At 60.6% G+C, this 26,167-nt stretch carries 23 protein-coding genes; 7 read left to right on the top strand and 16 right to left on the bottom strand.

Going from position 1 to position 26,167, the window contains the following annotated elements:
* The first annotated feature begins 6 nt into the window (after positions 1-6).
* Both U1A53_RS08090 and U1A53_RS08085 read left to right on the top strand, forming a co-directional pair.
* Positions 7-741: a hypothetical protein gene (locus tag U1A53_RS08090; protein ID WP_322280147.1), complete on the top strand. Its 735-nt coding sequence runs from the start codon at positions 7-9 to the stop codon at positions 739-741.
* Positions 742-792: 51 nt separating this feature from the next.
* Complete coding sequence (locus U1A53_RS08085; protein ID WP_322280146.1) at positions 793-1,734, top strand: YHYH protein; 942 nt, start codon at positions 793-795, stop codon at positions 1,732-1,734.
* A gap of 54 nt (positions 1,735-1,788) precedes the next feature.
* Here U1A53_RS08085 and U1A53_RS08080 read toward each other — a convergent pair whose 3' ends face one another.
* From U1A53_RS08080 to U1A53_RS08025, 12 genes are all read right to left on the bottom strand, one after another.
* On the bottom strand, positions 1,789-3,972 hold the full coding sequence (locus tag U1A53_RS08080) for a nitrate reductase (RefSeq protein WP_322280145.1): 2,184 nt from the start codon (positions 3,970-3,972) through the stop codon (positions 1,789-1,791).
* A gap of 2 nt (positions 3,973-3,974) precedes the next feature.
* Complete coding sequence (locus tag U1A53_RS08075; RefSeq protein ID WP_322280144.1) at positions 3,975-5,522, bottom strand: DmsC/YnfH family molybdoenzyme membrane anchor subunit; 1,548 nt, start codon at positions 5,520-5,522, stop codon at positions 3,975-3,977.
* A complete protein-coding gene (locus tag U1A53_RS08070) occupies positions 5,519-7,228 on the bottom strand; it encodes a NirA family protein (protein ID WP_322280143.1) in 1,710 nt (569 codons plus the stop codon). The genes U1A53_RS08075 and U1A53_RS08070 overlap by 4 nt, the downstream gene beginning before the upstream one ends.
* A gap of 22 nt (positions 7,229-7,250) precedes the next feature.
* The gene (locus tag U1A53_RS08065; protein ID WP_322280142.1) at positions 7,251-8,870 is read right to left on the bottom strand and encodes a flavodoxin domain-containing protein; all 1,620 of its coding nucleotides are present in this window, start codon (positions 8,868-8,870) and stop codon (positions 7,251-7,253) included.
* 22 nt (positions 8,871-8,892) lie between these two features.
* The gene (locus tag U1A53_RS08060; RefSeq protein WP_322280141.1) at positions 8,893-10,524 is read right to left on the bottom strand and encodes a protein phosphatase 2C domain-containing protein; all 1,632 of its coding nucleotides are present in this window, start codon (positions 10,522-10,524) and stop codon (positions 8,893-8,895) included.
* 20 nt (positions 10,525-10,544) lie between these two features.
* Positions 10,545-11,750: an MFS transporter gene (locus U1A53_RS08055; protein ID WP_322280140.1), complete on the bottom strand. Its 1,206-nt coding sequence runs from the start codon at positions 11,748-11,750 to the stop codon at positions 10,545-10,547.
* A 172-nt stretch (positions 11,751-11,922) separates the two neighbouring features.
* Complete coding sequence (locus tag U1A53_RS08050; protein WP_322280139.1) at positions 11,923-13,326, bottom strand: alginate export family protein; 1,404 nt, start codon at positions 13,324-13,326, stop codon at positions 11,923-11,925.
* A 35-nt stretch (positions 13,327-13,361) separates the two neighbouring features.
* Positions 13,362-14,240, bottom strand: coding sequence for an ABC transporter ATP-binding protein (locus U1A53_RS08045; protein WP_322280138.1), 879 nt, complete (start codon positions 14,238-14,240; stop codon positions 13,362-13,364).
* Positions 14,237-15,157: an ABC transporter ATP-binding protein gene (locus U1A53_RS08040; protein ID WP_322280137.1), complete on the bottom strand. Its 921-nt coding sequence runs from the start codon at positions 15,155-15,157 to the stop codon at positions 14,237-14,239. The genes U1A53_RS08045 and U1A53_RS08040 overlap by 4 nt, the downstream gene beginning before the upstream one ends.
* Before the next feature lie 19 nt (positions 15,158-15,176).
* Positions 15,177-16,061 carry an ABC transporter permease subunit gene (locus tag U1A53_RS08035; RefSeq protein ID WP_322280136.1) on the bottom strand — a complete coding sequence of 295 codons (885 nt, stop codon included), beginning with the start codon at positions 16,059-16,061 and terminating at the stop codon, positions 15,177-15,179.
* A gap of 23 nt (positions 16,062-16,084) precedes the next feature.
* Positions 16,085-17,359, bottom strand: coding sequence for a CmpA/NrtA family ABC transporter substrate-binding protein (locus U1A53_RS08030; protein WP_322280135.1), 1,275 nt, complete (start codon positions 17,357-17,359; stop codon positions 16,085-16,087).
* A complete protein-coding gene (locus U1A53_RS08025) occupies positions 17,356-18,456 on the bottom strand; it encodes a CmpA/NrtA family ABC transporter substrate-binding protein (RefSeq protein WP_322280134.1) in 1,101 nt (366 codons plus the stop codon). The genes U1A53_RS08030 and U1A53_RS08025 overlap by 4 nt, the downstream gene beginning before the upstream one ends.
* 93 nt (positions 18,457-18,549) lie before the next feature.
* Between U1A53_RS08025 and U1A53_RS08020 the strand changes: the two genes are divergently transcribed.
* The gene (locus U1A53_RS08020; RefSeq protein WP_322280133.1) at positions 18,550-19,464 is read left to right on the top strand and encodes a LysR family transcriptional regulator; all 915 of its coding nucleotides are present in this window, start codon (positions 18,550-18,552) and stop codon (positions 19,462-19,464) included.
* Here the strand turns inward: U1A53_RS08020 and U1A53_RS08015 are convergent.
* Both U1A53_RS08015 and U1A53_RS08010 read right to left on the bottom strand, forming a co-directional pair.
* A complete protein-coding gene (locus U1A53_RS08015) occupies positions 19,454-20,338 on the bottom strand; it encodes a hypothetical protein (RefSeq protein WP_322280132.1) in 885 nt (294 codons plus the stop codon). The two genes, U1A53_RS08020 and U1A53_RS08015, sit on opposite strands and share 11 nt — an antisense overlap.
* Positions 20,335-21,537: a magnesium transporter gene (locus U1A53_RS08010; RefSeq protein ID WP_322280131.1), complete on the bottom strand. Its 1,203-nt coding sequence runs from the start codon at positions 21,535-21,537 to the stop codon at positions 20,335-20,337. Before U1A53_RS08010 ends, U1A53_RS08015 begins: the two co-directional genes overlap by 4 nt.
* Positions 21,538-21,631: 94 nt before the next feature.
* Here U1A53_RS08010 and U1A53_RS08005 point away from each other — a divergent pair, with 94 nt between their 5' ends.
* The 3 genes from U1A53_RS08005 (at position 21,632) to U1A53_RS07995 (ending at position 23,464) form a co-directional block, all read left to right on the top strand.
* The gene (locus tag U1A53_RS08005) at positions 21,632-22,618 is read left to right on the top strand and encodes a rhomboid family intramembrane serine protease (RefSeq protein WP_322280130.1); all 987 of its coding nucleotides are present in this window, start codon (positions 21,632-21,634) and stop codon (positions 22,616-22,618) included.
* A 16-nt stretch (positions 22,619-22,634) separates the two neighbouring features.
* A complete protein-coding gene (locus tag U1A53_RS08000) occupies positions 22,635-22,817 on the top strand; it encodes a hypothetical protein (protein ID WP_322280129.1) in 183 nt (60 codons plus the stop codon).
* 98 nt (positions 22,818-22,915) lie between these two features.
* The gene (locus U1A53_RS07995; protein ID WP_322280128.1) at positions 22,916-23,464 is read left to right on the top strand and encodes a cob(I)yrinic acid a,c-diamide adenosyltransferase; all 549 of its coding nucleotides are present in this window, start codon (positions 22,916-22,918) and stop codon (positions 23,462-23,464) included.
* A gap of 96 nt (positions 23,465-23,560) precedes the next feature.
* On the opposite strand, the gene U1A53_RS07990 is transcribed toward U1A53_RS07995, so the two are convergent.
* Together U1A53_RS07990 and U1A53_RS07985 are read right to left on the bottom strand one after the other, a co-directional pair.
* Positions 23,561-24,316: a choice-of-anchor R domain-containing protein gene (locus tag U1A53_RS07990; RefSeq protein ID WP_322280127.1), complete on the bottom strand. Its 756-nt coding sequence runs from the start codon at positions 24,314-24,316 to the stop codon at positions 23,561-23,563.
* A 636-nt stretch (positions 24,317-24,952) separates the two neighbouring features.
* The gene (locus U1A53_RS07985; RefSeq protein WP_322280126.1) at positions 24,953-25,831 is read right to left on the bottom strand and encodes a hypothetical protein; all 879 of its coding nucleotides are present in this window, start codon (positions 25,829-25,831) and stop codon (positions 24,953-24,955) included.
* A gap of 59 nt (positions 25,832-25,890) precedes the next feature.
* Between U1A53_RS07985 and U1A53_RS07980 the strand changes: the two genes are divergently transcribed.
* On the top strand, positions 25,891-26,167 hold a 277-nt coding region (locus U1A53_RS07980), incomplete at its 3' end, for a hypothetical protein (protein WP_322280125.1).

Raw genomic sequence — 26,167 nt, 5'->3', positions numbered from 1 at the left:
CCTCACATGGCAGACACTCCCAACGCCCACTTCCCCACCACGCAGTGGACACTGATCTCTCGTCTGCGCAGCCATGACGATGCTGTCTCGAGCCGGGCGCTGGACGAACTGTGCGCGCAGTATCATTACCCGCTCTATTGCTACATCCGCCGACGCGGACTCGATCATCACGACGCGCAGGACGTGCTGCATGATTTCCTGGCCAAGCTCATCCGGCTGGAGTCCTTTCAGACGGCGGAGGAGGAGAAAGGCCGCCTGCGCGGCTTTCTCGGCACCGCCTTGTCGCGCTTTCTCTCAAGCTGGCACTCATCCCAAAGCAAACGTGCCCATGATGTGAGCCTTGATGAGGAGATGGACCTCGCTGCCGCCGAGCAGCGTTTCCAGCGCGAGCGTCTCAGCGATGACGAGACGCCGGAGCGCCTGTTTGAGCGCAAATGGGCGCACGAACTCATCCGCCACGTCCTGCGTCGCATGAAGCGCGAGCATGCCGCACGCGGCAAGCAGGCGCTGTTTGACGCTCTCAAGCCCGTGCTGCTGGATGGCGGCAGCCTGCGCGGCCATGATCATGAGGCCATCGCCGCCGCCCTCGACATGTCGCCCGGCTCTTTGCGCACCGCTTTAACCCGCCTGCTGGACAGCTTCCGCGACATGCTGCGCGAGGAAGTGGCCGAGACGGTGGAGGACAAGGCGGAGATCGAGGACGAGATCACGCATCTCATGAAAGCCTTCGAGCGGGCCTGAAGACGAAAAACCTCGGTAACATTGGCAGATCGCCGGGGTTATGTTCGCAACATGAGGTTCTCCCGCACCATCACCTTCCCTGCACTGCTGCTCCGCACCAGTGGCGTCGTTTTCGTTTCGGCCTGTCTCGCCGCCTCCACGCAACTGCCACCGAGCCAGGTCAAGATCACCACGGATGGGAAGTACCGCCGCATCCAGGCGAACGGCATTCCTGATCACACGCCGGGGCAGTTTCCCAATCGCAACAATCCCAACGTCATCGCGCCGCAGAACTACGACTACAAGGTGCCGCTGAAACCGCAGGTGGCCGGGAAGCCGGTGGCCTACCGCATGCAGCCCTTCGGCATCGCCGTGAACGGTGTGGTGTTTGATCCCTTCGCCGCCGAATGGTGGAAAGGTGATCCCGGCAGCGGCTGGCAGTACGAACCGCATGGCGGCGCGATCAATCTCGGCCTCGACTCCAGCAACGCGCATGTGCAGCCAAACGGCGCGTATCATTACCACGGCATCCCGAACGGCCTGCTCGAAAAACTCGGCGGTGACCAGCCGAAGATGACGCTCATCGGCTGGGCGGCGGATGGTTTCCCGATCTATGGGCCGTGGGGTTACAGCGAGGCGAAGGATGCCGGCAGCGGCTTGAAGAAGCTCGCCACCAGCTACGCCATCAAACAAGGTGCACGGCCCACAGGCTCTCCCGGCGGCAAGTACGACGGCGCTTTCGTGAACGACTACGAATACATCGAAGGCGCGGGCGATCTCGATGCCAGCAACGGTCGCTTCGGCGTCACGTCGGAGTTTCCTGCGGGCACCTATTATTATGTGCTCACGAATGAGTATCCTTTCATTCCGCGTCAGTTTGCCGGCACGCCGGACGCCAGCTTTGAACGTCGAGGCCCGCCCGGCGGTGGATTCGGTCCGCCTCCTGGTGGTCGTGGCCGACGCGGCGGCCCCGGCATGCGCCCGCCGCCTGGATTTCCACCGCCTCCGTTTTGAAAAGTAGCGCAGTTGCTGTGCAACTGCTCAGAAGCCTGTTGCACAGCAACAGGGCTACTTTGCCTCCACCCGCACCGCCGAGTGCTTGTAGCTCGGCTGGCGGCTGTGCGGATCAAATGATGCGTGCGTGAGCTGATTCACCCGGGCATCGTGCATCGGCAGATACACCTCGCCGGGCTTCACGCAGGAGGTGATGCGGGCTTTGGGAGTGATTTCAGCGCGCTTGGAGATGACGCGCACCTTCGCGCCATCGCGGATGCCGAGCCGAGCCGCGTCGGCTGGATTCAGATCAAGCATCAGTTCCTCCGGCATCATCTTGGCCAGCACCGCTGAATGCCGCGTGCGCGTCTCCGTATGCCACTGCGCGCTCGTGCCGCGCCCTGTCATCAGAATGAACGGAAACTCCGTGCTGCACTGCTCCGGCGCTTCCACAGGCGCATCAAATACAAACTTCGCCTGCTTGTCCGGCGTGTAGAACTTCCCATCGGCAAACAAGCGCCTTTCAGCTTTGATCTTTAATTTTTCATCTTTCCGCAACGGCCACTGCACGCCGCCTGATTTCCGCACCATCTCATAGCCGTCGATGCCGGTGATGTCACAAGGCTGCCCTTCCGAGCAGCGTTGCAGCACACGAAAGACCGCCTCCGGACTGCTCCAGCCTCGGAACAAGTCCTCGCAGCCCCAGTAGTGGGCGAGGAGACGGAAGATGTGGAAATCGGCCAGCGCCTGGCCGGGAGCGCGGCGCACTTTGGGCGAGTAGCCGATGCGGCGTTCGCTGTTGATGAAGCAGCCTTCCTTCTCACCCCAACCGGCGGCCGGAAGCACAAGATGCGCGCGTTTCGCGGTCTCGGTGGTGCAGTACATGTCCTGCACGACGAGGAAGTCGAGCTTGTCGAGGATGCGGTTGATCTCGTTCTGGTCGATCCATGAGTGGCTCGGATTCGTGGCCACAAACCAGATGGCTTTCACGGTGCCTTCATCAGCCGCTTTGATGATTTGATCATACGCGAGGCTGGGGCGATCCGGGATGCGCTCCACGGGAATGCCCGTGGCGGCGGCGATCTTCTCACGATGCCTCGGGTTGCGAAAATCGTGACCGCCGAGCAAGGTCGTGGTGTTTGAGAACAGGCGCGATCCCATCGCATTGCACTGGCCGGTGATGGAATTGGCTCCAGTGCCGGGTTTGCCGATGTTGCCCGTCATCAACGCGAGATTGATGATGGCCTGGGCCGTGCGCGTGGCCTGATGGCCTTGATTGACGCCCATCGTCCACCAGAAGGAGACGCGGGGTGTTCCAGTGATGATCGTCCGGGCAAAATGGGCGAGACGCTCGGTGCTGATGCCGGTTTCTTCAGCAACCCGATCCGGCGTGAAGTCGGCGACGAATTTCTCGAAGTCCTCAAAGCCGTTGGTGTTTTCGCGGATGAAGGCCGCATCGAGTCCGCCCTCGCGAATGATGAGATGCGCGATGCCGTAAAGCAGCGTGAGATCGCTCTTGGGCTTGATGGCGTAATGCTGCGTGGCGGCCATCGCGGTCTCCGTCGTGCGAGGATCGATGACGATGATCTCCGGGTTGCGCTGATTGCGCAGCACGCGCTGCCACATGATCGGATGTGCGATGCACGGATTCGCACCGACGAAGACGAGCACGTCGCTCTCCTCAAAGTCCGCGTAGGTGAAGGGCGGCGCATCAAAGCCGAAGCTCTCCTTGTAGGCGGTGACGGCGGTGGCCATGCATTGACGCGTGTTGCCATCACCGTGGAGGATGCCCATGCCAAATTTCGCCAACGCACCGAGGAAGGCCATCTCCTCGAACATGATCTGGCCGGTGCTCAAGAAAGCAGCCGCTTCGGGGCCATGTTTGTCGAGGATCTCGCGCATCTTCTCGCAGAAGTATTTGAGCGCGGTGTCCCAATCGACCTCCTTGCCATGCAGCAACGGCATCGTGGCACGATCCGGCGCATCGAGCACCGTGAGAGCCTCCCAACCCTTCGGACAGGCGGTGCCGAGATTGACGGGATAGTCGGGATCAGGCGTGAGATTGATCGCCTCGCCATTCTTGAGATGAATTTTCAAGCCACAGCCCGTGGAGCAAAAGCCGCAGATGGCCTTCGTGGTGGCGTCCGGCACCAAACGTGACGGCACCTGGCCGAGACCGAACTTTGCCGGCTCACGAACGAGATCGGTGGTGAGCGGTCCATCCCACTCGCGAAAGGTCATGGCAGGTGCGGTGATCATGGTCAGTTTCCTGGCATTTTGGAGCCTGAGGCGGCGGTGAAGAAATAACGGCGTTCAATAAGCTGGCTGCCAAAGGTGAGCAGCAACGACAGCAGGAGCATCCACTGCGCGGAGGCACCAGCGGAAATCAGCACAGGAATCATGAGGCCCGTCATGATGAGGGACAGACCGCGCACTTCGAGGTGATGCGACAGATGTTTCTGCATCACACGCGCCGATTTGTGCCATGGGCAGGTTTCATCCTCCAGAGCGAGCCGAAAACGCGAGATTTCCCAGATCGAAAGGCTCCAGCGCAGCAGCACTTTGATCGCCATCGCCCAGTAAACGGCCACGATGCCGAACCAGACCCACACCGCCGCGCAAACGCAGGCCCCAAGCAGCAGCATCGTGCCGCAGAACTTGCCTGCGGTCATGGTCAGCGACCAAAACGGCCTGCGCGTGTCCACATAGACCATCACGGAGCAAAACACGGCCACCAAGGCTGCAACAGCGGTGCCTGTGACGGCAAGGCGCATCCATTCGTAATTTCCAAGCCACCACGTCGCCGCGATCACAGCGCCACCGCCGGGTAAAGCGCCAAAGGCGATGATCTCACGCGACAACCAAGACTTCCGCCAGCCGAGGAACGCACGCCAGGCTTTCAGCGGCTGGCCGAGATGCAGCACGCTCACGGCGATGCCTGCGAGACCGATCACAAGCGCCGCAGCACTCGTGATCGCGGCTTGCTGTAGTGTCAGAGCATTCATCCACATCGCCACGGCGCAGCCGATGAAGGTTCCGGCGCTCATCTGCGTGAGCACGAGCATCCAGGCAAGCGGTTCGTGACCGTGATCAAGCTCGATGCGGCCTGCATCTGCCGCTTTGGCGGCTGAGGGAACCGGCTTTTCCGAGATGTAGGTCGTGGTGGGCCGCGTGTAGCTCGAATCGAAGGCACCGGCGATGATCTGCCCGCGATCCGGCACGGCGTCGAGTTTCACGACCTTGATCTTGATCGCCTCGTTCGGGCAGGCCTGCACACAGGCGGGTGCCTCACCCTCGGCGAGACGGCCCTGGCACATGTCGCACTTGCGCACGATGCCGCGCTTCAAGTTGAACTTCGGCACGTCATACGGGCACTTCAGGATGCAGTAGCTGCAGCCGATGCATTGGTCATCGAGATGACGCACGATGCCGGTGACGGGATCTTTGTCATAAGCGAGTACCGGGCAGCCTTCCGCGCAGGCGGGATCGGCGCAGTGATGACACGCGGTGGTGACGGTTTGCAGATACGGCTGCTTCCGCGTGCCGACGAGCAGGCCCATGTCACGCCAGGATTCGCCTTCATCGAGGCCGTTGAGCGAGTGGCAGGCCGCCACGCAGGCCTTGCAGCCGGTGCAGGCATCGAGATTCACTTCAAAGCCATACTGCTCCCCTGGATTCGGCTTCGAGAGCGGAATGAGATGCGTGAAGCGCTCGCGGACGGATTTGGAGTCGTATTCATCGGCGAACAGAGCCACCGGGGTGCGCAGTGTCTGCTGCTCACGTAGGGCCTCTGTGACGCAATAGCTCATGCGCTGAACGCCTCTTGAAGCTGGCCCACGGTGTGCCGATTGCAGAAGGCGTGGAAGGATTCTCCAGCGCTACGTTTGTCGAGATAGCCTTTGAGCATGGCTTCAAGCGTGGTGCCGAGACTTTCAAAGGCCACACCGCTAAAAATCTGGCGGCCAATCTTGCGATTCTCACCAAAGCCGCCGCCGACGGTGATGTGGTAGCCTTCGCCGGACTCGGATTTCACTTTGGTCCCGAGCAGACCGATGTCGCCCATGAAGTGCTGGGCGCAGGAGTGGGCGCAGCCGGTGAAGTGAACATTGACGGGCTGGTCGAGCTTCACGCGTTTGTCGAGATACTCCATCATGGCGATGGCGTGACCCTTGGTGTCGCTAGCGGCGAATTTGCAGTACTTGTTGCCGGTGCAAGCAATGAAGCCGTTGCGCAGATGCGAAGTTTCGCAGGGGAAGCCGAGTTTCTTCAAGGACTTCGCCACGGTGGCGGCATAGGCCGTTTTGACATTCGGAATGATGAAGTTCTGCCAGACGGTGAGCCGAATTTCGCCACTGCCGTAGCTGTCCGCGAGATCAGCGACGCGTTCGAGCTGCTTGGAGGTCATTTGCCCCACCGGAACGGTGGCACCGACATACACGAGGCCATCCTGCTTCTGCGGGTAGGTGCCGACGTGCGAGTGACCTTGCTGTGAGAACGTGCGCTTCTCCTGGATGGCAGAATCGGGAGCAAGACGCGTCAGTTTGAAGGGCAGCAGCTTTTCTGTCTCGGCGAGAACGCCATCGAGGCCTTTGTCTTCGATGACATACTTGAAGCGTGCCTTCTTGCGGTTGGTGCGGTCGCCGAATTTGATGAAGACGCGCAGCAGAGCGACCATGACGTCGTTGAGCTGCTCCGGCTTCACGATCACACCCCAGTCACTGGCGAAGGTTTGATGACCGGTGACACCACCGAGGGCAATGCGGAAATAAACGCCGGGTTCGATGCCTTCACTGTTCTCACCGATCTTCACGGCGCTCGCTCCGATGTCGTTGGTGTCTTCGACAGCGGAGATGAGGCCGCCACCGTCGTAGGCGATATTGAACTTGCGCGGGAGGTCGTAGAACTCTTTGGAGCCGATGATCAGAGTCGCGAGTTCGTTCACGAGCGGACGCACGTCGATGATCTCATAGGGATCATAACCGGCGCACGGGTTCATCGTGATGTTGCGGATGTTGTCCGCGCCCGCGCCCTTGGAATGAAGACCGCAGCCTTGAATGCGGCGCAGCACTTCAGGGCAGTTTTTCGGCTCGATGAGGCGGATTTGGAAATTGTTCCGCGTGGTGATCTGGATGTAGCCGGTGGTGAGATCGCGCGCGATGGCGGCGATCTCGCGAAGCTGGTAGCTCTTCACCACGCCGCCAGGAATGCGCAGGCGGCACATGTAGCCGTCTTTGACCGGGTTCAGCCAGAACAGCCCATTCCACTTGTAGCGAAAAACAGATTCGGGCTCAGGCTTCGAGTTCCAGCGAGCATCCATGACGAGCTGCTCAATGGCATCAAAGGGATGCAGCTCGCGTTTGATGCGCTCTTCCTTGGTGAGGTCGTCGAGGGACGGACCCGCGGGTGCGGCGGCAGGCGCGGGTGCGAGATCGCCGAAGGAAACGCCACCAGCGGCGATGCCTGCGAAGAAACCTTCGAGGTAGTGCTTCTGCTCAGCCGAGAAGTCGGTGCTCATCGGATTCGCGAGTGTGGCGGGCTCAATAGACATCGCGGGCATAGCGTTTCTCCTTTTTCATTTGGGCGACGTAGGCGGCAGCCTCATCTGCGGACTTTCCACCAGCGGCTTGGATGATGTCGTGAAGGGCCTGATCGACATCCTTCGCCATGCGCTTGGCATCACCGCAGACGTAGAAGTGGGCGCCTTCCTCCAGCCATTGCCAAAGCTCGCTGGCGGCCTGCATCATGCGGGTCTGGACGTAGATCTTCTCCTCTTGATCGCGGCTGAAGGCGGTGTCGAGGCGGGTGAGATGACCTTTCTGGACCCACTCAATGATCTGGTCGTGGTAAAGGAAGTCACAGGCGCGTTTTTGATCGCCGAAGAAAAGCCAGTTTTTGCCAGGAGAAGCGGTGGCTTCACGTTCTTCGAGGAATGCGCGGAAAGGCGCGATGCCGGTGCCGGGGCCCACCATGATGACGGGCTTCGACGTGTCCGCAGGCAGGCGGAAGTGATTCGCAGCGTGGAAGTAGATGCCGGTGGTGTCATCGAGCGCGAGGCGATCAGACAGGAAGGTGGAGGCGACGCCTTTGTGCGGCACACCGTCAGCGCTATAGCGCACGGCGGCGATGCAGAGATGCACTTCCTCAGGATGCGCCTTGAGGCTGGAGGCGATGGAATAGAGGCGGGGCTGGAGCTTGCGGAGATTTTCGATGAAGGCGGTGAGCGTGACGCTGGCTTCGGGAGTTTTGCCAAAGAGACTGCGCACCTCGTAATGCTTGAGAAGGGCTTCGCGAAGCGGCGCTGTGCCGCCATCAGGCAGCGTGACCTCGGCCTGTGCATCAAAGCCGTGAGCAGCGATGATGGCATCCACCACTTCGGGGCAGTTTTGCACATAGACGCCGAGAGCGTCACCCACTTCGTAATTGAGACCGGAACCAGCCAGCGAAAGGGCAATGTGGTGAGTGTCCTTGGCGCTGCCGCGCGCGTTGAGATTGACGTTGGCGACGAGCTTGGCCTGGAAGGGATTTTTCTTGGTGAAGCCTGTCTCCTCGGGTTCAGCCGTCGCGGCCGTTGTCTCGGTGGAGCCGGTCAACGCGGTGAAGGCGGCGCTGGACCACTTCTTCGCGAGATCGTCGAAGTCCACATCGCAATCAACACGCTCGGTGATTCGCGTGGCACCAAGTTCGGCGAGACGTTCGTCGAGTTTTTTGCCAGCGAGGCAGAAAGTTTCGCCGTAGTTTTTGTCGCCGAGGGCGAGGATGCTGAATTTGACGCCGTCGAGCTTCGGACTGCTGCCGTTTTGATTGATGCTGTCCCAGAAGGAGACGGCGTTGTCCGGCATGTCGCCCTCACCCCAGGTGCTGGTGATGACGAGGACGTTCTGTTCCTTGACGAGATCGGCAGGTTGCAACGAATCGAGGCCCGCGGCTCGCGCCGTGAAACCCCGACTCGTTGCTTCCCTGGCCAGCCGCTTGGCCAAACTTTCCGCGTTGCCGCTCTGACTGCCGAAGGCGACGAGCAGCGGGCGTTTTGACTCCACCGGGGCAGACATGCCGGCGGGAGCTCCACGATTCAGCACACCGGCGAGGAAGCCATTGAGCCAGGCGCGTTGTTCGCTGCTGAAGGGAGCGTTGTCAGGAATGAGGGGGACGTGTGTCATTGCGGCGGAGGAGAAATAAGGTTCACTTCTGACTGAGCAGCTTGAATACCAGCCAGAGCGTGGTGATCAGAAAAGTGAAGAAGCCGGTCTTGTAGAAGGCGAGCGGGTTGCGCTCCAGCAGCGGGGTGTCTGCTTCAAAGAAAGGCTGCACGCGGTCGGGATGCGCGAGATCGTGGGCCAGCTCGGAGCAGTGCTGGTAGCGGCGCTCCGGCTTGATGGCGATGGCACGATGAATGACGGCCTCCAGCCAGGAAGGGATGTTTGGATTGATCTTGGAAAGGCGCTTCGCGGGATGAAAAACAGGTGTCTGGAAGCGCTCGATCTGGCCGTAGGGCAGCTTGCCGGTGAGCGACTGATACAGCGTGACGCCAATGGCGAAGATCTCGGTGCGCTCGCTGATGGGCGCGCTGTGAAAACGCTCCGGCGCGAGATAGCTGGCCGTGCCTGCGCGTGAGGAAACGGAGAAGATGGCGGCGGCACTGCCGAGATCGACAAGCTTGAAGCTCAGACTCGTGTAGTCGCCGATGCAGAGGATGTTTTCCGGCTTGATGTCGCCATGAACGAGATCGAGGCGCAGCAGTGTCTGCGTGGCATCGCCGAGAAATTTGCCAAGGGCGATGGCGGAGTCCACGGAGAGCATGCGTTCGCGCAGCACGGCCTGCAGGCTGGGCGCATCGGCAAACTCCATGACGTAGTAGCGCATGGTCTGTCCGGCAGGCTCATAAGCGCGAACGAAGTGCGCGGACTGCGCGCGGGTGGCGTTCCAGGTCTCGTGCGTGAAGGCTTCGAGGTGCTGCGGGCTGTCGATGGCCTCGACCGGGGCAAATTTGATGACGACACGCTGGCCGTCTTTCTCGGCCAGCCAAACGCGGCTGGTGCCATGAAATGAGCGCAGCAGTTCGTAGCCGTCGATTTGATCCCCTTTGTTCAAAGCGGCGGGAATGGTGAGGGTGCGGGCATTCATGGCGTGAAGTCGGCCGGTTTGATGAATGTCGAGCACGAGGGCGCTCATGTCGTCGAGCGTTTCCGCCTTCGCCTTCTGGCGGGCGGCCAGCACGATGCTGCGCGCGGAACTGCGAAGGGCGAGGGCCGCGGTGAGATCGTCGTCGGAAATGTGATTGGAGACGCCGTCGGAGCAAAGCATGGCGACATCCCCATCTTGCAGGGTGGTGGTGAAGCAAAACGGCTCGACGTCCTCACTCATGCCCAGGGCACGCGTGAGGATGTGGGAACGTTCCGTTTCGACATGCGCGGTGGAAAGCGTGCGCAGAGTGCCATCGCGCCAGAGACAGACGGTGGAGTCACCCAGATTGATGCCATGGAGGGTGTCGCCCTCGATGACCACGGCGGCGAGCGTGGCAACCATCTCGGTGCGCTCGTAACGCACCTGCGATTCCTGATACAGCGTGCGGTTGAGCACGCGGGCAAAGGTGCTGAGCGCCTGCTGTGGCGACCATGCGCGCGGGCGGGCGCTGTAATGCTCGATGAGCGATCCGACAGCACGCTGGGCGGCTTCGCGCGCAGGTTCGCCGCTGCCCGCGCCATCGCTGAGCACCGCAATGACCGTTTGATTCCACGACCGCACGTCGAAGGCGTCCGAGGAGGGAGTTCCCTCTTCGCTGGCCATGCCGTAGCTGGTGGTGAGAATTTTCATCGCTATAAACGTGCTTTGAATCAGATGCGGGCTTCAGCCATAGCACCCCAAGTCGTGCGCCAGCGCAGTTTGACGAGATTGAGGCCGATGAGGGCGAGGATGCAGAGAGCGGCGAAGGCGAGCAGGCCCACATGATAGGTGCCGGTAAGGCCCTTGGAATAACCAAGCGAGCTGGCGAGTAAAAAGCCACCAAGACCACCGCCGCAGCCGACCAGACCGGTCATGACACCGATGTCCTTGGCAAAACGTTGTGGCAGGAGCTGGAAGACCGAGCCATTGGCCATGCCGAACGCCCCGGAGGCGAGGAAGAAGCCCACTGCACACAACGCCAGCGATCCGGCATATGCAGCAAGCACGAGTGAAAGCGCGGCGACGATGAAGAAGACATGCAGCGCACGAATGCCGCCAAGGCGGTCCGCCAGCGCGCCGCCCACCGGCCTGCCGAGCGCGCCGACCAGCGTGCAAAGAGCCGCCCACGAGCCCGCATCAACCGCAGAAAGCTGAAACTCCGAGGTGAAGTAAATGATGAGGGAGGCGGCCAGGCCGGAGAAGCCGCCGAAGCTGATGGTGTAGAAAAAGCAGAACCAGTGCGCGTCTTTTTCCTTCAGCAGGTTCACATAGTCCTTCGGCGTCTTCTTTTTCACCTTCACGACCGCCTCTTTGGAGAAAATCATATAGACGACGAGCACGAGCAGCAACGGGATGAGCGCAAGGCCGAACACGGCATTCCAGCCATACGCGGCAGCGAGTCGCGGCGCGAGGATCGCATCAATGACGACACCGACGTTCCCGGCTCCAGCGAGGCCAAGGACGAGGCCCTGCATGTTCGGCGGATACCAGCGGCCGGCCTGCGGCAGCGCCACGGCGAAACTGGCACCCGCCACACCAAGCACGAGGCCGAGCATGAGCGTGTGGGAGAACTGATGCAACCCGGTGAGCCAGGCGGTGGTCATGCCCGCGATGACGATGAGCTGGGCGATGATGCCGGTGTTCTTCGCGCCGATGCGGTCCACCAGCATGCCAAGCAGGATGCGGATGAAAGCACCGGAGAGATAAGGGATGGCAACCATGAGACCTTTTTGTTCAGGGGTGAGATGCAGCGTGCTGCCGATCTGCGCACCGAGCGCGCCGAGGATGGTCCAGACCATGAAGCTGACATCAAAATAGAGGAAAGCTGTGAGCAGTGTGGGCCAGTGGCCGGAGGTTTTAAGGTCGGAGAATTTCATCAGGGAGCTTGGTTGGTTGCTCCCATCTCATAAGCCGCAGGCGTGCCAACTTTGGCCCCGGCATCAAATAGCGTCTTGAATCTTTTTTATGATATTGATGAATGGTTCTCATCCATTTTGACCCGCATGCCGGGTGTCATCACCCTGGCATGCGGGCAAAAGGGGAGGCAGATCAGAAGTCGATCTGAACCTGGAAGTAACCGAAGTGGGCGGTGCTGTGCGGGCCCGTGTCAGAGAGATAGTCGCCAGGAAGAAACACGCTGTAACCGGTCTGGAGCGCCACATGCGAATTGAGCTTGTAGATGGCGGTGAGATCGATCTCCTGGCCACGGAAGCTGCTGGCCGAGGTTGAGGCACCATTGACCGGCCGCACGCGGGTGGCGCCATTCACCCGATACCAGGCGTCCGCCGTGTTCGCCATCCAATAGAGATGGTAGTCCAGCATGACCTTCAGCTTGGCCGTTGGCGTGAAGCTGAGGTTGATCTGCGGGTTGTGCATGTTCATCCACGCCGTGGTGTCCATGTAACCGTAGAACATGTGGTTGGTGGGATACAGGTTTTGAAACGTGCCGATGTCACCATCATTCGGGTCACCGTCGCCTGAACCGTAGTTATACTGGATGCCGAGACGTGGCTTCCACGAGTTCTTCAGCCAGTTGTAACCCACACCCCAGTGACCGGCGTAGGCGCTGAGATTGCGGCCGGAGACTTCGCCAGTCTGGAAGGCCATTTCAGTTTCATAATCGAAACCGCCGAGCTTTTTCGGATCGCCTTTCCAAAGGGTGCCGAAGGTCAGGAAGTCCGTTTTGCCACGACGAGGGCCGAAGGTGGCGTCACCGTCGTCACGCTTGTGGAAGACGTAGAAGTCGGTGGTGGTGTTGATCGGGATGAACCCCGTCGAGAAGTAGAGGCCGCTGAAATAGGTATTGAGCGACTCGTCGTTGTCGAGGAAGCCGGACTGGTTCCACATGTAATCGCTGAAGGCCACCGGCGAGGACACGAAGAAGTCGAGCGCGTACTTCTGCGTCGTATAGCGAAACTTCACGGCATCAAAGGTGCGCGCTTGATTGAGCCACTCGAGCGGACCCACGAGGCGTTGGTCGCCGTAGTTGAGGAACTGGCGCCCAATGGTGGCACTGAGACCTTTTTTGGGGTTCCCCAACTGCACATAGGCTTTGAGGATGTCGAACACATCGTCGCCTTCCGCAGCGAAGGTGCCGATGTTGTTTGGGCGGCTGCCGCCGAGCTCACGCACGTCCTGGCCTTGAATGTAGAACTTCAGCCAAGGATTCACATCGTAGCCAAGACCAAGGCGAAAGCGCTGGAGCAGCCAGGAGGCATCCTGCGGGCCGTTGATGGCGCTGTCGAAGTCAAAGTTGTTGTCACGGATCTCAAAACGCATCTTCTCCTGAACATCGACGGTGAGTTTGCCGAACTTGATCGGCGTATAGGTGGGAACGGCGGGAGCCGGACCATAGGCAGGAGCCGGTGGTGGTGACGCGGCGGGTTTGGCCGCGGGGGTTTGAGCGAGAGCTAGCGAGGACGTCGCCAGCAGGATCGGGATGAGCCTTTTCATATGATGGGTTATTATGTGGGTGTGTTGTTTTTCGGCTATGCGGCGGCTGCAGGGAGGGGAAAGGGATGAGCGGCCATTTCGGCCGCCATGTCCGGCGAAGGCTTGAATTGCGGCTCACGGCTCGGACGGATGTGCGAGCGGTCGTTGAGAAAGGTGATGAGATGCTCGCGCAGCTCGTAGTAGCGCGGGTCTTCCATGATCTGCTTGCGGTTGCGCGGACGCTCGAAAGGGATCTGCAAGATGTCGCCCACCTCGGCCTCGGGGCCGTCGGTCATCATCACCACGCGGTCGGAGAGGAAGATGGCCTCATCGACGTCATGCGTGACCATGAGCGTGGTGATGCGGTTACGACGCCAGAGTTCGAGCAGGACCTCCTGTAATTCATAACGTGTGAGCGAGTCCAGCATGCCAAAGGGCTCGTCGAGCAGCAGCATTTTCGGCTGGAGCACGAAGGCGCGGGCGATGCCGACACGCTGGCGCATGCCCTGCGAGAGTTCGCCGGGGTATTTGTGCATCGCCTCGCCTAGGCCGACGATGGTGAGATAATACTCGGCCATCTGGCGGCGCTCGGCCTTGCTGGCGGTGAAATAGACCTGGTTTACGCCTAGCATGACGTTTTCAAACGCGGTCATCCACGGCAGGAGGCATGGGGATTGAAACACGATGCCACGGTCGGGTCCGGGGCCGGTGGCCTCACGGCCGCCGAGGATCATGTTGCCTTGGCTCAGATCACTGAGGCCGGCGACCATCATGAGCACAGTGCTCTTGCCGCAGCCGCTGTGACCGATGAGCGTGGTGAACTCGCCCTCCTTGAGCTTGAGGTTGAAGTTTTTGACGATCGTCGCCGGACCTTTCGGTGTGGCATACGTCTTCCACAGACGGTCCAGTTCGAGCATGGGGAGATGCGCACTCATGCGGCCACCTCCACTTCTTCGCGCTTGTTGTCAGAACGGCGTTTCGGTCCGCTGCGATTGAGGAACTGCAGCGAGTTCACGTAAGTAAGGTCTTCGGGCAGGATGTCGGGCATGGTGAGCTTCACGCTGGTCTTCGACTTCGTGCGACCTTTGGCGTCCAGCAGCGTGGTGATGAGTTGAGTTCGAAGTTTCTTGAACTTGGGGTCGTGATTGAGAGTCTTGCGGTCGCGTGGCCGCTCCAGATCCACCACAATGGGTTCACCGAGCGTGGCCGGAGATGTGGGCAGCAGCGGAATGACACGATCCGCGAGCAACAGCGCCTCATCAGGATCATTCGTGATCCACAGCACGGTGGTGAGATTTTCACGCCAGATGTCACTGATCTCGTCCTGCAAAGTGGCGCGGGTGAGGGCGTCGAGCGCGCTCAGAGGCTCATCGAGCAGCAGCACCTTCGGTGTCATGGCCAGAGTTCGGGCCAAGGAAACGCGCTGCCGCATGCCGCCCGAGAGTTCTTTCGGCAGTTTGTGCGCCGCCGCAGTGAGCTTGACCATGTCGATGTACTTTTGTACATGCTCTTTGCGCTGCTCCTTGGTCCAGTCTCTGAAGACTTCATCGACGGCTAGCGCAATGTTTTCCTCCACCGTGAGCCAGGGCAGCAACGAGTAGTTTTGGAAGACCAAACCGCGATCTGGACCGGGTTCAGTGATCTTTTTGCCTTCGATGAGAGCTTCGCCAGTGTCAGGCTTGACCAAGCCGGAGATCAGGTTGATCAACGTGGACTTCCCGGAGCCAGAATAACCGACGATGACGACGAACTCGCCTTCAGTCAGGCTGAGATTGATGTTTTTGAGCACCTCGGAACGATTGCCCGGCAGTCCAAATCCTTTGGAGGCTCCTTTGATTTCGATAAGCGGCATATCTCGATCAGAGTTGGGGTTAAGCGGTCTTGAACCGCGATTCGACGACACTCATCAGGCGGTCGAGCACGTAGCCGATGACGCCGATGGTGAGGATGCAGAGAATGATGTGGGCGTAACTGTTGGCGTTGTATTGCTGCCAGAGGAAGCCTCCCACGCCGGGCATGCCGGTGAGCATTTCCACCGCCACAATGACGAGCCAGGCAATGCCCAGGCTGAGGCGGAAGCCGGTGAACATGTAGGGCAGCGTGGCGGGCACGAGCACCTTCCAGAGCGTTTTGCTCTTCGAGAGCTTGAGCACTTTGGCCACATTCAGGTAGTCCACCGGCACGGCGCGGACACCGACCGCGGTGTTCATGACGGTGGGCCACATGGCACAGATGGCTATGGTGAAGAGCGCGGCGGCATCCGAGGCACCGAAGGTGGTGCGACCCTCACCATTGACGATCTTGACCCCGCTGAAGAGAATCATGCCGAGTGGCAGCCATGCGAGCGGTGAAACGGGCCGCAGCACTTGGATGATCGGGTCAAAGGCCTTCGTGAATGGCTTCGAGAGGCCGAGGAAGAAGCCAATCGGCGTCCCAACGATGAGGGCGATGGCGTATCCCTGTGCGACGAGCACGAGGGACATCCATGTGAACCGCAAGATGCCCTGATCCAACTCTCCACGCTTCGCGAAGGGCTCCGTGATGTAGAGCTTGCTCGCCGTCCACGTCTCCGCCGGGGTGGGCAGGTCGGCGGAAAGGCCTTCGCGTTTGGTGACTTTGACCTTGTCTCCGAAGTCATCGACTTTCTCAGTGACGATGGATTTCCCGGCGATCACATACCAAAAGAAGCAGGTGACCAGGATCGCTCCCAGCGGGAGGAAGATCGAATCGAGTTTGAAGCGTTGGATCAGGTGCATGATGCGGCTATGCGGTTTTGGGGTTAAGCCTTGAGCGTCTTGACCGCGAAGGACGCGGCATAGGCTTCGAGATCGGCCTTCGGATCAAAGGTGACGCCGTCGAAGAGAGTCTCCGGTTTCTCATCGACACCGCCGTGGGCGTAGCCGATTTCCTTCATGGCTTCTTCGTAGAGATCGGCGCGCATGACCTGTTTGGCCACGCCCTCATAATCAGGAGCGCCTTCCGTGAAGCCCCAGCGGCGGAGCTGCGTGAGCCACCACTTGGCATACTTGGCCTGCGGGTAGTTGCAGTTGCGGTCACTGAAGATCATGTAATCGGGGTCTTTGATCTTGCGGCCATCACCCATGTCATACTTGCCCATGAGACGACCGAGGATCGTTTCCGGCGGGCAGTTGATGTAGGTCGCGGCGCTGACGATGTTTGCCTGCTCCTCGCGATTCTCCATCTTGTCGAGCCACACGCTGGCTTCGTGCAGCGCTTTCATCACGGCTTTGACGGTCTTGGGATTTTTGGCGGCGAATTCCTCCGTGAAGGCACAGACTTTTTCCGGGTGATCCTTCCAGATGCCTTGTGTGGCGATGGAAGTGAAGCCGATGTCTTCGGCAATGGTCTTGGCGTTCCAAGGCTCACCGACGCAGAAGCCGTCCATCTTGCCGACCTTCATGTTTGCGACCATCTGGGGAGGTGGCACGGTGATAAGGGAAACGTCAGCGCCCGCACCTGCGGCATCGCCTGGATTGATGCCACCTGCGGCGAGGTAATAGCGCATCCACATGGCATGCGTTCCCGGCGGGAAAGTCATCGCGAAGGTCATCGGATTGCCGCTGGCCTTGGCAGCATCAACGAGGGGTTTCAGCGCTTTAGGGTCCGCTGCGACCTTGCCTTTGAGCGAATTGGCGAGCGTGATGGCCTGGCCGTTGCGGTTCAGGATGAAGGGGGCGATCATCGGTTTCTTCGGCGCACCACCGAGGCCCATGGTGCTGGCAATCGGCATGCCGAGGAGCATGTGCGTGGCCTGGATGTCACCGTTGGTGAGAGAATCGCGAATCGCGGCCCAGCTCGCGCCTTTGCTGACGGTGGAGTTGATGCCAAACTTTTTGAAGTGACCTTTTTCGTGGGCGACGACGATGCTGGAGCAGTCAGTGAGGGCGATCATGCCGAGTTTGATGTCGGGCATTTCGGGGGAGTCGTCAGCGTAGGCGGAGCCGATCCAGCCTTGCGGCAGGCCGGAGAAGAGAGCACCGAGACCGGCGGTGCGGAGGATGGAACGACGGGTGATTGGAGTTGTGGGGTTCATGCGAGGGCGTGTTTGATGCGTTTGTTGGTTTGGGGGGCGGCGGCGGATGCTTTGGGAAAAGTGAGGGCGTCTGAGGTCCAGCAGGCGCGAAGGGCCTCGGTGGCCTCGGCTCGTTGCGCGGGCAGGAGCAACTTGTTGGCGATGAATTCATCCAGCAGCCAGCGTCCACGCTCGCTGGTGGGCTCGTTGGCCTCGCGACGGTGGAAGATGTGGAAGTTGGTGACGTCGGCGGAGTCCTCCGTGCCGAGATCGAGCGGCCCCACGAGCGAGCGTTTCAAGATTTCCTCGTTGCCATTGAAGTAACCGCTGGTGGCGAGTAGGTGGGCCACCTCAGCGCGGTTTTCTTTGGCATCGCAAAACACACAGGCTTCTTTGAGCGCCGTCGTGATGGCGCTGGCTTCTTCCCTGTGGCCCTCGATGAAGTTCTCGGTCGTGAGCAATACTTTCTCGGGATGGCCGGGGGCGAGCTGCTCGCTGGTGGCGGCGATCCAGCCGATGCCTTTTTCGACAGCGACGGAGTTCCACGGCTCGCCGACGCAGTAGCCATCCACGAGACCGGCGGCGAGGTTGGCGACCACCTGTGTGGGAGGCAGAACCACAATGCGCACATCACTGTCCACATCGATGCCGCCGGAGCGCAGCCACTGGCGCAGCAGGAAATTGTGGGATGAGCAGCGCGAAACGACGCCGAAGGTAAAACGGCGGCTGGTGGTGCTGCGGATGAGTTTTTTCAGGCTCGCGGCATCACGCACACCACGGTTCCAGAGATCGCGGCTCAGTGTGATCGCGTTGCCATGCAGATTGAAGACGAACGGGGCCACCACCCGGCAGGGCGGAGTGCTCAGCCCCATGCGCATGGCCAGCGCAAGGCCGGCAATGGCATGAGCAGCATCCACCTGGCCGTAGAGCAGTTTCTCCCGGATGGTGGCCCATCCGACCTCACAACTCAACTCGACGCGCACGCCATGCTTGCGGAACAGCTCGCGCTCCCTGGCCACCAGCAGCGGGGCACAGTCCGCAAGCGGGATGAACCCGATGCGCACCGGCTGAATGACCCCGCTGAGAGAGGCTTTGGAACTGGAAGCTGGCTTTGACATGACAACCATCCATCAAGCATCAGCAGTGCCAGCATGCCAAACTCACTCAGAAACAACGCGCAAAGTTTTTCACTCCGAGTATGAATTGCATTCATGGACCACGCCATCGACACCCGTCAGCTCCGCGCCTTCGTCTGCCTCGCACGCAGCGGGAGCTTCACGCAGGCAGGACGCGAGCTGCATCTCACGCAGAGCGCCATCAGCCACGCGATCAAGTCGCTTGAAACCGATTTGAGCAGCCAGCTCTTCCACCGTCAGGGCAAGAGCGTGCATCTCACGCATGCCGGACGCGAGCTGCTGCCGCATGCGGAGACGATCCTGCAATCCATGAGCCACGCGCGTGCCGTGCTCGGCACGCTGGATCAAACACCGCGTGGCAAGCTGCGTATCGGCTGCACCACGGCCGCGGCGCAATTCATCCTGCCGACAGTGTTCCGTGAATTCAAAGAGAGCTTCCCTATGTATGAGATCAAGGTCATCACCGGCGAGACGCCGGACACGATCGAGCGCCTGGTGAAAAACCAGGTGGACATCACCGTGAGCTTGAGACCGCAGGAGGTCACGAAACTCAACTGCCACGCGATCTTTGATGACGAGCTGGAGTTTCTTGTCTCGCCGCTGCATCCGTGGGCGCAAAAGGCACCGAAGATCAAAGACGCCGCCAACGAGACCTTCATCGTCGCCAGCCGCAACAGTCTGAACTTTGCCCTGGTGCAGGATTTCTTCATGAAGCAGGGCGTGCGCTTGAATTCATTCATCGAGCTGGGCAGTTCGGAGGCGACGAAGGAACTCGCGAAGCTGGGCATCGGCGTCGCCATCGCCGCGCGCTGGATCGCGCGCACCGAGATCGAGGCCGGACAATTGATAGCTCTGCCATTGCCGAAGGCGAAGCTCAAACGACGCTGGGTGGTCTCCACCCTGAAGGGCCGCCCGCTCAATCTGCCGGAGCGCACATTCATCGGCCTATGCGAGGAAGTGGGACGACGAATGATTGATGTCAGGCATTGATGGCAGCCAGCGATTCGCAGCAGGTGAGCAACTTCTGGCGCAACACCGTCGCCCTGGCGGCCAGATCGCGTTGTTCGCGTTCATAGTGGGCACGACCCTCGAGTGTTTCGATTTTCACGGGTTCGTAACCGATGGCGCTCAAATCATACGGACTGGCGCGCATGTCGAGATCACGTCCATCCAGAGCGAGGAGGAAACATTCACCGATGAGATCGGAACCAGTCCAGGGCCAGAGTTTGGAGGACCACTTGTACAAATCTATGTTGGCATGCAGGCAGGCAGCTTGTTCGAGATCTGGCCGCGTTTCGAGTGTGGGCTGCAAGGAATTCAACGGTCGCGCCTCGGGCGTGAAGAAGCGAAACGCGTCGTAGTGCGAACAGCAAACCGGCTGTGATTCGACAAAAGCGGCGAGCTCCTGCGTTGGAAGACGCAACTCGTAACCCTCATGCCTCACCTGCTGGGAGGACTGGCGATAGACCATGGCCCACTCATGCAGGCCGAAGCAGGTGAAGCGCCCTGCCCTGCCGAGGATGCGGGTGCAAAGCATCGCGACCCACGCGGCGAATTCACGCTCACGATTCATGAAGCGGTGCTCGTTGAGGCGCAGCAGGTCGTTCTCGCGAATGAAGCGGTCGCTTTGCAGCCAAGGACATGCTTCAAGATCAGCGGCAGTGATTTCAAGGCTCACGCCATGCTGCGGCACCCATTGCTTCAACTTCGCCGGTGCGAAGCTGTAGTAGGTGAAGAGAAAATCATGCACCGGATGCTTCGCACCACGACTGCGGCGGTCCACAAAGGCATCCGCATGGGCGGCAACTCGTGCGTGATGCGCCTGCATGCGCGAGCGCCATTCATCGCGATGCAGGACGATCATGGCACCAGCAGCGTCGCCAGGCCGAGGAAGGTGCCCATGCTGATGACATCCGTGGCGGTGGTGAGGAAGATGCTCGACGCGGTGGCCGGATCAGCGCCGAACTTGCGCAGCGTCAGCGGAATCAAAGCGCCGCTGAGGCCGCTGACCACGCAGCTTGCCACCATCGCCAGCCACACGACAACGGCGAGCACACCAGGGCTGGGATTGCCCTCCATACGCGCATACACATACATGCCGAGACCGGCGGAGACACCGACGAGCATGCCGTTGAGCAAACCGAGCAATCCTTCCTTCAGGACAAGGTTGCGCTCATCTCCTGCCTTCAAATCGCCAAGAGTCATGCCGCGCAACGCCACGGCGAGCGCCTGACAGCCAGTGTTGCCGGATTGTCCTGCAAGGACCGGCAAAAAAACGGCGAGGAGCACCAGACGATCGAGCGTGCCTTGGAAAACACCGACCACAGCGGCAGCGACGAAGCAGGTGAGCAGATTGATCTGCAGCCATGGATGACGGAAGCGCAGGCTGCGCAGCAGCGGTGTGGACAGACGCTCTTCATTTTTCACCCCGACCATCGAACCGACCTGGGCGCTGATCTCGATGGCACGCGCTTCAAACAGAGTCTGCCCGCGCACCAGGCCCAGCAGCACGCCTTCCTTGTCGCAGACGGGATAGACCGGGTAGTGCTTGTTCACCACCACCTTCATCGCGTCGGTGAGCTCCATTTCAGGATCGAGGGTGAAGGGATGCTGCACCATCACATCCGCCAGTTTCGCATCCGGCTCGGCCAGCATGAGGTCGCGCATCACCAGCAGGCCGAGCAGCCGGTCCTGATCATCCGTGACGTAGCCGTAGGTGATGAAGGCCTTCTTCGCCAGCTTGCGCACCTCCTCGATGGTGTCACGCGCGGTGGCCCCAGGCTTGAAGACGGCAACCGGCGGTTCCATGAGCCAACCGACGCTGTCCTCGGGATGATCGCGGTTGCTGATCCACTGCTTCGCCTTGTCCATGGGGGCGAAGGTGAGCGCCACGGTGCGCGGCTCCTCCTCCATCTCCTCCAGCACCTGCTGCGCGACCATGGGGTTCAATTGCTGGAGCACCTTGGCGGCGTCCTCTCCCGAGGCTTGTTCGAGGAGGTCGGCGGCATCGTGCGCCCCGCTTTTTGAAACGGCGGCAAGCAGGGATTCGGAGGACGAGTTCATGCGATTGGAAAGCGTAACCGACTGATACGCGCTTGTCATCGCCAAGGGCGAAAAAAACCTCGCACAGGACGCGGTGGCGCGCACATTCCCGCCCATGGCCCTGTCTGACCGCGATTACATGCGCGAAGCCCCGCACCGTCCGCTCACGCGGATGCTGCGGGATCTCACGGCATTTCAGATCGTCCTGGGGATCAACATCGCGGTGTTCGTCATGCAGTATGTGTTTGAAACCGGCGTCCTCAGGCACCCCCTGCATGGAGAAACGATTCCATTGGGAGGAGTGAGCATCGATGAACTGGCCCGAGGGCACCTCTGGACGCTTCTCACGTACATGTTCGTGCATGGCAGCCTGGGACACCTGCTGTTGAACATGCTCATGCTCTATTTTGCGGGTCGCGGCGTGCAGCAGCTCTTCGGCAGCCGCCATTTCACGCTGATCTACCTGTTCGCCGGCATCGTCGGCGCGGCGGCGGAGATGGCGGTGAACGGCTATGTGCGTGGCGACACGATCACGCCGCTCGTCGGCGCCTCGGCCTCGGTCTTCGGGCTGCTGATGGCGCTGGCGGTGGTGATGCCGGAAGAGGAGATCACCGCCTTCATCTACTTCATCATTCCCGTGCGCATGCGGCTGTGGACGCTGGCCAAGGCGCTGTTCCTCATTCAGCTCGCCTTCGGTCTGGCGGGGGTGCTGTTCAGCTTCCTGCCGGAGGGCTTGCAGATCGCCTACTTCGCGCATCTCGGCGGTGCCGCGCTGGGCTGGTTCTACGCGCGCAGCCTAGGCTACGGCGGCAGACCCATGACCTACGCCAGCCAGTGGCAGCCCCCGCAGTCCCAGCGCATGCGCAAGCCGCAGATGGCACGCACACGCGTGCGGCCGCTGCTCGATCTGGAAAATGAACCCACGTCCCCGCCTCCCGTCCGTCCTGCCAATCCCGTGGAATCCCTGATCGAAGAAGAGGTGAACCCGATCCTCGACAAGATCGGCCTGCACGGCATCGGCAGCCTCACCGACGACGAGCGCCGCACCCTCGAACGCGCCAGCCGCGAGCTGGACCGCCACCGGCAGAAGACAGGCGGTTGAAGCAGCCCTTCGTCTCATGCTCGCCTCACGTTCCGCCCGTCTCGCCGCCATCCTGCTGCTGGTGCTGCTGTTTGGCTGGACGATGCGCGCGTATCGCAAGGGCAAAACGACCGTCATTCCAACCGTCCCGCCCGCCGTGACAGCTCCGGTGAAGATCCCGGTGAACGAACCACCCAAAAACGTCTTCCCCGACGAGTGATCCCGGACGTATTCCGCCGTCCGCTTTCGCCATTCACTCCCTCCCTCGCCCTTCGCCCTTCGCCCTTCGCTCTTCGCCCTTCGCCCTTCGCTCCCCCCATGTCCATCGCCACCCGTAAAGGAGACCAAGGCCAGACCGACCTGCTGTTCGGCTGCCGCCTCGCCAAATCCCACCCTCGTGTCCACGCCCTCGGTGCCGTGGATGAATTGAACGCCGCCCTCGGCCCGCTGCGCATCGCCGCCGCACGCACGGAGACGAAGGAAATCGTGCCGCAGGTGCAGCGCTGGCTCATCGGCCTCATGGGCGAGCTCGCCACGCCCCCCGGCGCTGAAACACGTTACGCCGAAACGCATCCTGACCGCATCTCGACCCCAAATGTGCTCTGGCTCGATGACAGGGTGGCCAAGCTCGAAGCCGGCGGGGCGCTCAAGTTCCAAGGCTGGGCCCTGCCCGGCGAAGCCGGCGTCATGAGCGGTGCCTATGCCGACCTCGCCCGCGTCGCCTGCCGCCGTGCGGAGCGCAGCGTCATCGACCTGCAAGGCACCCCTGATGGGGTGCCCAATGAAGAGATCATCCGCTTCCTCAACCGCCTCTCCGATGTGCTGTGGCTCCTCGCACGCTGGGAGGAGCAACAAACAACGGAATGATGCGCCGCCGTTCGGCTCGGGAAAAGCAAAAAGGGGAAAATAGAAATGGGAAATCAGATCCGAATTTCCACTTTCCCATTTCTCGGCTCAGAAGCCTCAAAGACGCGTGGCGGGGAAGCTGCGGCGGCGTCTCACGAAGAGCAGCGAAGCCAGACCGCTTCCAAACAGCAGCGTGCGGGACGGTTCGGGCACAGCGGTGGTGTCCAGTTCAAACTGCAAAGCATTCGGCGGGGCCAGGACATTTTGGCCAATCCAAGAACCTGGAGTGCCACTGATCACATCCCGATAGACAAAGCTGTCACCGATGCTCCAGCCAGGGTCGCCGGTCTGGCTTACATCGGCCGTGGTGTAGATGGGATACTGCTCATCGGGCGCTCCGGCCTGGGCGTTAAACACCAGCCAGTACGTGGTGCTGGGCAGCAAGGTGGTCGGTGCCGACGGGGTGTAGGCGAAGGTGCCGCCGCTATGGGGATCGCTGTTCCCGGTGAAAGTCACCAGCGAAGCGCCGGGCATGCCCGTCGCATCATTATAAAGATAGGCCGTGAAGGCGCTGCCAATACCGACAAAACCGCCGGCAAACTCCACACTGACGCTGTTGAGCAGCACGCTCGACCCTCCCGTGGTGAAAGAATTGGCCAGATCGTGGCCGATGCCGCCGATGTCGTCCACCATCTCATAACCGGGTACGGCATGGGTGTTATACAGATTGGTCACGGTCAGGGCGGCGTGTGAGGCCGGAACAACGACGCACCAGGAGGTCAGCAGAAGGAGCAGACCCGCCCAGAAGGCGTTGGGGGTTGGATTGAGGGTGCAGGGCACCCGCAGGGTGGCGTTCAGAGGAGATGTTTTCACAAGGTTGTATTTAATTTGTTTTTGGTCATGAATTTACGATTTGATTTTAACCACCCTATGATTCCCACATATCCGGTGTGGGAGCGAACTCTTTCCCCCAATGGAGCGCCGGGCAGCTCGGACTCATTGCCATCGAAACACCCGTTTCCATCCCCGATGGCATGCCGTGGCTGACACGTTCAGGCCCGCCCGGCCAAGTCGGAACCCCGGCTGCTTGCCTTCTTCGCCATCTGAGAACTGCCCATGCTTGCTCAGCCATTCCGCTTTCCGCTTTCCTATTTCAGATTTCCCATTTCAGCTTTTCAGCCTTTCAGTTTTGACTCCCTCGCGCCCCACGGTTGATTCGCTGCGCTCACCCTTCGGGCTGCTTTTCAGCAGTCTATTTGCCTTCGGCTATCTCCGCTGCGCTCCGGTTCCCTCCGGTCGGTTATCTCGGGCTTTGCCCAACGCTGCGCGTTGCCTGTTTGCCTCACTGCGTTCGCCCTTCGGGCAGCCTTCGGCTGGCTATCTTCGCTGCGCTTCGGTTCGCACGTCGCCACCGTGCTCGGCTCAGCTTTCCCATTTCAGCTTTCCCATTTCAGCTTTTCAGCCTTTCTGCTTTCTGCTTTTCACTTTCGACTCCCTCGCGCTTCCAGCTCAAGGTTGGGCCACTTGACGCACGTAGTCCTGATCTAACTGCGAGAGTTGATTGAGGGGCATCAATTGCAACCCACCGGTGGGCACCCTCACGATCACGGTCGTTGCATCGGTCCCTACGAGTGCCGCCATGAGTTTTCTGCCCTGCGCGTCCGTCCAGGGGCGTTCGATCCCGTATTCATCCGCACTTGCCTGCCGCATGGCGAGCGCTGGAGGGACGGCGAATACTTTTTCAGGTCCCAACGCTGACTTTCCTTTGGAAACAGGGACAACCGGTGCCCGCATCGCCCAGTACTTCGTTTCGTTCTCACGGATCGTCAGACTCGCCGCCGTGAAGACGCTCGGCTTCCCGTCGAACAGCGCGGTTCCATCGTCCATGGAGAACCAGCCGGACCTGGAATGGGAAACGCTTCCCGCCGCCCGCCGCTGGAGGCACATCTGGTAGTTTTGCCCCGGGATCATGGCCAGCACCGTCTTGTCCGTGCAAGGATCGACGATCGTCGGGCCTAGCAGCCGCCCCTGCACCCCCTTGTCCAGGTGCAGAGTGATGAGCACCACGCGCTGATCCGGCAGGGCGGCAAAGGTCTTCCCGTCTTCCGAAAAATCCGCTTTCAGCATCCAATCATGCGCTGCGCCCCCAGGTGTTTTCAGCTTCACGGCAAATCTGCCGTTGACCACGCGCAGCGGCAGACTTCCGGGAGATTCGGGGCGCGCCACGGGCGGATTGGCGGACACCGGAATCAAGGCCAGCCTAAATCGCGCCTCCCCAGTGTAGGCCGCATGGCTGGCCGGCAGTGAGCCCACGAACCAAAAGTCCAAGGCAGGGCAGTCCAGTGGGACAAGACAGCCGATCATCAGAAGGAGGTGGGACGCGTTCATGAGATGAAGTTGGGCCATGATAAGCGTCCCACCTCAAAAACGGCAACTCCGTTTTTCGCATGCCACCACTGAGCCCGGCTCGTCATTCATTCCCAGCCCCCTCTTTCAGTGTGCCATGCCCCGCGGCATCACCTTGGGGAAACAGGATACGCACGCCGCGTGGGCGGATTGTGGTGCAGGGAGTAACTTGGGTCTTTTTTCCTGGTAAAAAATGGGCGGTAAAAAATGACGGTTTTCATTTTTTACCGCCCATCTTTTACCAGCCTGCTCTTGAAGTTATTCGGGAGAATGAATGGTTTGGAATCGTCCTCGCGGTTGCAGTGGTTCCACGTTCGC

Origin of the sequence: Prosthecobacter sp., from assembly GCF_034366625.1 — a bacterium.
Taxonomy (GTDB): Bacteria; Verrucomicrobiota; Verrucomicrobiia; order Verrucomicrobiales; family Verrucomicrobiaceae; genus Prosthecobacter.
Note: the sequence above shows the minus strand (reverse complement) of the source record. Positions and strands in the feature narration are given on the sequence as shown.